The sequence below is a fragment of the Bacteroidales bacterium genome (genome assembly GCA_018334875.1).
Lineage (GTDB): Bacteria > Bacteroidota > Bacteroidia > Bacteroidales > UBA12077 > JAGXLC01.
In genome coordinates this window covers 1-4878 of the sequence record JAGXLC010000304.1, presented here as the reverse complement: position 1 = coordinate 4878, position 4878 = coordinate 1, and the positions used below count along the sequence as shown (strand labels likewise).

12 protein-coding genes are annotated in these 4878 nt (G+C 38.8%); all 12 read left to right on the top strand.

What is annotated here, in order from left to right:
- Nucleotides 1-36 precede the first annotated feature (36 nt).
- A complete protein-coding gene (locus tag KGY70_16970) occupies nucleotides 37-285 on the top strand; it encodes a hypothetical protein (GenBank protein MBS3776893.1) in 249 nt (82 codons plus the stop codon).
- On the top strand, nucleotides 282-494 hold the full coding sequence (locus tag KGY70_16965; GenBank protein MBS3776892.1) for a hypothetical protein: 213 nt from the start codon (nucleotides 282-284) through the stop codon (nucleotides 492-494). Before KGY70_16970 ends, KGY70_16965 begins: the two co-directional genes overlap by 4 nt.
- On the top strand, nucleotides 476-805 hold the full coding sequence (locus KGY70_16960) for a hypothetical protein (protein MBS3776891.1): 330 nt from the start codon (nucleotides 476-478) through the stop codon (nucleotides 803-805). The genes KGY70_16965 and KGY70_16960 overlap by 19 nt, the downstream gene beginning before the upstream one ends.
- An 11-nt stretch (nucleotides 806-816) precedes the next feature.
- The gene (locus tag KGY70_16955) at nucleotides 817-1212 is read left to right on the top strand and encodes a hypothetical protein (GenBank protein ID MBS3776890.1); all 396 of its coding nucleotides are present in this window, start codon (nucleotides 817-819) and stop codon (nucleotides 1210-1212) included.
- Nucleotides 1213-1214: 2 nt separating this feature from the next.
- Nucleotides 1215-1955, top strand: coding sequence for a phosphoadenosine phosphosulfate reductase family protein (locus tag KGY70_16950; GenBank protein MBS3776889.1), 741 nt, complete (start codon nucleotides 1215-1217; stop codon nucleotides 1953-1955).
- Between the two features lie 4 nt (nucleotides 1956-1959).
- On the top strand, nucleotides 1960-2298 hold the full coding sequence (locus KGY70_16945; GenBank protein ID MBS3776888.1) for a hypothetical protein: 339 nt from the start codon (nucleotides 1960-1962) through the stop codon (nucleotides 2296-2298).
- Nucleotides 2299-2364: 66 nt separating this feature from the next.
- Complete coding sequence (locus tag KGY70_16940) at nucleotides 2365-3039, top strand: hypothetical protein (protein MBS3776887.1); 675 nt, start codon at nucleotides 2365-2367, stop codon at nucleotides 3037-3039.
- A complete protein-coding gene (locus KGY70_16935) occupies nucleotides 3029-3646 on the top strand; it encodes a YqaJ viral recombinase family protein (GenBank protein MBS3776886.1) in 618 nt (205 codons plus the stop codon). Before KGY70_16940 ends, KGY70_16935 begins: the two co-directional genes overlap by 11 nt.
- Entirely contained in the window at nucleotides 3643-3864 is a 222-nt protein-coding gene (locus KGY70_16930) for a hypothetical protein (protein ID MBS3776885.1), read from the top strand. The genes KGY70_16935 and KGY70_16930 overlap by 4 nt, the downstream gene beginning before the upstream one ends.
- Complete coding sequence (locus tag KGY70_16925; protein MBS3776884.1) at nucleotides 3861-4064, top strand: hypothetical protein; 204 nt, start codon at nucleotides 3861-3863, stop codon at nucleotides 4062-4064. Before KGY70_16930 ends, KGY70_16925 begins: the two co-directional genes overlap by 4 nt.
- A 214-nt stretch (nucleotides 4065-4278) precedes the next feature.
- Entirely contained in the window at nucleotides 4279-4455 is a 177-nt protein-coding gene (locus KGY70_16920) for a hypothetical protein (GenBank protein MBS3776883.1), read from the top strand.
- Nucleotides 4434-4878: hypothetical protein (locus KGY70_16915; GenBank protein ID MBS3776882.1), on the top strand; the 445-nt coding region annotated here is incomplete at its 3' end. The genes KGY70_16920 and KGY70_16915, both read left to right, overlap by 22 nt.

Here is a 4878-nt window from a genome sequence, read left to right as displayed (position 1 = left end):
AGTAAAACGAAGTCAAATAATTGAAAATCAACTATCATGACACGACTACATCAAAAACACCGAGAAGAGCAGATGGGAGAAAAGCCATATCCCATTTGCCGTATGTGCGGAAAGCCCGCGACACATAGTAAGGAAATAGACAAAGACGTTAGAGGCACTCCTATTTCATTTAAAGAGTATTACTGCGAGGATTGCCTGTATGATGAGTATCTTATTAACGAGGAACACGTATTTCCTCTTTCATTCGGAGAATATTTGAAACTTGAAAATTATAAAGAATTATGACACAAGAACTAAGATCAGAACTACAATCAGAGGCTAAACACGCAGCCGATACAGCAAAGTCAGCATGGAAAGCCGCTATGAATAGCGATCACGAAAAAAACAAAATAAATTATATGCGCGAAGCAGAGTTTTTTGTGAAACTTTCACGGGCATATAGCGAAGTTGTTAAATCAGATAATAAGGAGGAGTCATGGACCTCACACACTTGATGCAAAATGATGTAATAGTACAGGAAACTATCATGAAACAGACCCGGGCACTTAAGCCCGGGGAGTGCCTGTTTGCTTACTTTTTCTTTGGAGCTATTTGTTTCAAGAAAGTCAGAAATAAGAAACGGTTCTGGTTTTGGTACAGGCCGTTTAAGCCGATTTATCTTACAAAGTATATACTGGAGCGACAGGAAGATGTGAAGGTATTGGGTATGATTATAGAAAGAAGGCCATCAAATAAAGAAATCAAAAGGATTATGAGATCCGAAACAGATGCTGCATATAATAAAGGATTAAATCACAACAAATAAAAATTAAACTTATGATACAAACCCTAATAATCTTCTTAATCGTAGCCGCCATTATGGCCCAGGTTCCCCATGTTTTCAAGGTATTTATTGATGCCTCAAGACTTAATGGGAGTGCAAGATATATACAAGCCGGAGCATTCTGTTTGATAGTCTCCGTTGCCATTTTCGTATTTGTTTGGATAGATGAACCTGTACTTGCCTTTGCGGGAGTCGGGATTGAAAGTATATTCAATCTGTACTATTATACGGATGATTTCTGGCGGCTTGGCATGAAAAAACGAGGCAGCGAAGCTCCGAAAAGCATTCTGAAATTTTGGCGACAGCGTTGGATATACTTTTTTGTATCCTTTATTATACCGGGCTTTATATATCAATTGAGTGTAATTTATCATCAAATGTTTGGGTAATTATGAAAAATAAAATAATAGTAGTCTGGTTCAGTTGTGGTGCTGCCAGTGCGGTAGCAGCCAAAAAAACAGTTGAGAAATACGGCAAAGATAATAATGTGATGATTGTTAATAATCCGGTAAAAGAAGAACATTCGGACAATTTGCGCTTCAAAGATGATGTTTCAAAATGGATCGGACAAAAAATTATTGAGGCAAAAAATGAAAACTATCCTAATGCTTCAATCATAGAAATATTTGAAAAACGCAAATATATGTCCGGCATAGCAGGCGCGCCTTGCTCTATGCTTCTGAAAAAAGAAGCAAGGTATCAATTTGAAAAAAGAGTTGATATAGACTATCATGTATTAGGTTTCACGGCAGACGAGGCGCACCGTTATGATAATTTTGTCAGGGCAGAACGGGAGAATACGATTCCTATTTTAATTGACGAGGGCATCACGAAAGGCAATTGCTTTGACTATTTAAGAAGCGAGGGTATAAAAATCCCTGAAATTTACAAACTGGGTTTTCCGAATGCTAATTGTATAGGGTGTGTAAAGTCGTCAAGTCCTACATATTGGAATCTTGTAAGAAAAAAATTTCCAGATGTCTTTCAGCATCGGGCAGAACAAAGCCGCAGGATTGGGGCAAAATTGGTAAAGTATAAAGGAAAACGAATATACCTTGACGAATTGCCAGTTGACGCGAAAGGCGGCAAATTGAAATCAATTGAATGTGGAATTTTTTGTGATAATTATTAGAATTATGAACTACATGGTAATACCAGGACTTCAGAAAAATGGTGAGGTCAAAGAAGTAGGCAAAACAACAGGACAGATCATGGACGTTGTATGCAACTACCATAATATAACACCGGATTTCCTGCTGACAAAAAAGCGACACAGGAAATATGTAGAACCACGACAACAATTTTTTTATCTATGCTGGTACTTTAAAAGCGATAATCTGTTGGATCTGTCAGGAAAAACCGGGTTCAATCATGCAACTGTTATCTGGGCCCGCAAGGTAGTTATGACTCAGATGGAAGTTGATAGGAGGTATCAGGAACAGATGGAAAAATTAATAGAAATTATAAGAACCTGACATTTATCATTTTTTCTCCAAAAAATTAACCGTATATTTGTATTAAATATTAAAAATCAACTAACTATGGAACAAAGTCAAAAATTACCACAAATCCAGGAGCTATACGATGATGTAAAACTCCGTGAAAAAGAGAATGATCTTAACATCTTATTGAACCAACCACCTAAACAGGATTGGGTAAAACAGCACCCGGTTCATAAAAACGTTCAATACATACCAATCGAGCGGGTTGAATACCTTCTTACTCGTGTCTTTCAGAAATGGACACCGGAAGTTAGAGAAACTCAACTGCTCGGCAATAGTATTGTGGTTACTATTCGACTTCACTACAAAGACCCCTTATCAGGCGAATGGAACTACACGGACGGGGTAGGAGCGCAACCACTGCAAACAGATCAGGGGGCTGGGGCAACGGATTTTAATGCCCTAAAAAGTGGATCTGTTCAAATGGCCGCCCCTGCTGCTAAATCTTATGCCTTGAAAGACGCCGCCGAACACTTGGGGAAATTGTTTGGTAGGGATATTAACCGTAAAGATCAGATCGGTTATAACAACCTTGCAAACCGGTTCCGGTCTGAACTGTCAGAAAAGCGCAAAGAGGTAATTAATGTTATCGATCAATACCAGGGTAGCGATAAGGAAGATATACAGAAAGAGTGCCAGCAGGCGCAGGAAAATGGTAAGGAATCAGTCGAATTTTATAATGAAATCTTAAGGAGGATGGGCAATGTTTCATGATATAGAACAAAACAGTGATCAGTGGTTCTCCCTTAGACTTGGGAGAATCACCTCATCAAAATTCGATGTAATGAACATGAAACCCTCCACAAAGGGTTATCAGAATTACATCAGGAAGATAGCATACGAGCGTCTAACCGGTGAGTCATTCCCGGAAAAATTTAACGGCAATGAATTTACGGAGGCAGGGCATGAACGGGAACAAGTTGGCAAAGATACATACGAACAAAGGACATTTCAGAAAGTACATCCCGGAGGTTTTTTTGAGGTAGATGATTGGGTAGGTGGGAGTCCCGATAGCTTAGTCAGTAATGACGGGCTTTTAGAAGTTAAGAATGTCATTACCGGGAATCAATTAATGGAACTCGTGAATTACAATTTTAAGCCGAGCCGTGAGCAGTCATACCAATGCTACGGCCAAATGTATGTTAGTGGCCGCCAATGGGTCGATCTTATGCACATTCATATCATGGAAAGTGGCCGGCAAATCGTTAACGTGCAACGGATTCACCGAGATGAAGAGATAATGTCAGAGATTGAAGAGAACCTGGAAGTTCTGAAGAAAGCTATTAAGGAAGAAATGAGAAAGTTGGAGGCATACTTATGAAAAAGAGAGAAGTCGCAAAAACAATTGATGTATTTTCTATAAATTCTTTAGTTGAGGAATGGGAAGAAAATGCAAAAAAATACAACTGCAAATGGCAGGAAATGGCCCTTCAAGATGTCATCCGTGAAATTGATGGACTTAAAAGAAAAATAGAAGATATGGAAATGGATTTAATTGATCTTCAACAATTAGAAGAGAAATTAAGGGAGGAAATATGAATAACCTCACGAACGGCTGCATATTCTGCGGTCACAAAAAAGGATTAGATGTTATTGTACATCTGCGAACAGATCAGGGGTTAAAGCCCCTGACTGTTCGGGTTTGCATAGAACATCTTTGGACAAGCCATAATCTTCATGAAGAAGTGCAGGAGGTTATTGGTGATCCGATTAAGTGGTCGAATTTTTGGGATGAATGAAAATTTACATTGACATAAAAAGCAAACCGGACGGAGCAGGACATCAATTATTTTTTGCCTATTGGAAAGACGTTAATCTCGGTTATTTCAGAAATGAGATAGGCTGGCACGGTCAAATCTTTCACATGAGATTAAGTGATTTTCTGGAAAGTTGCAAGTATGATACTGAGATAATTTATAGTAACCCGAAAAATAGGCAAGGAGAGTTATTCAGATGAAAAACATACCAGAAAAAATATACCTACAAGTTGATCCAGAAAATGAAAACCCTTATAACTTCAATGAATTACGTGAGGTTACATGGTGCCGAGATAGAATTAATGAGAATGATATTGAGTATATTCGCAGAGATAAAATAAAGGAGTATTTATGCAATCAACAAAATCAATAAAAAAACTAAAAAAGTTGTATTTAGAAAAGCACCGCGAAAGCCATCCGAACCTACCGGAAGGGGCAAGGGTTCCGCCGAAGTTTACGGATAAAGATGCCAATAGCCTAACTAAATGTATTATAGAATACATCCGAATGACCGGGGGCCAGGCGGAGCGGATATCAGTTACAGGTCGCAGGATTGACCGCAGGAAAACCTTCACTGATGCAGTAGGTTATAAACGTCAGATTGGGCGTGTTCAATGGGCAAAGAGTAATATGAAGAAGGGTAGTGCTGACATTTCGGCAACAATTCGAGGGCGCTCTGTAAAAATTGAGGTCAAAATCGGATCCGACAGGCAGAGCCAGGCACAAAAAGATTATCAAAGAGAAGTTGAGCAAGCTGGTGGTATATATATGGTTGTTCGGAGCTTTGATGATTTTT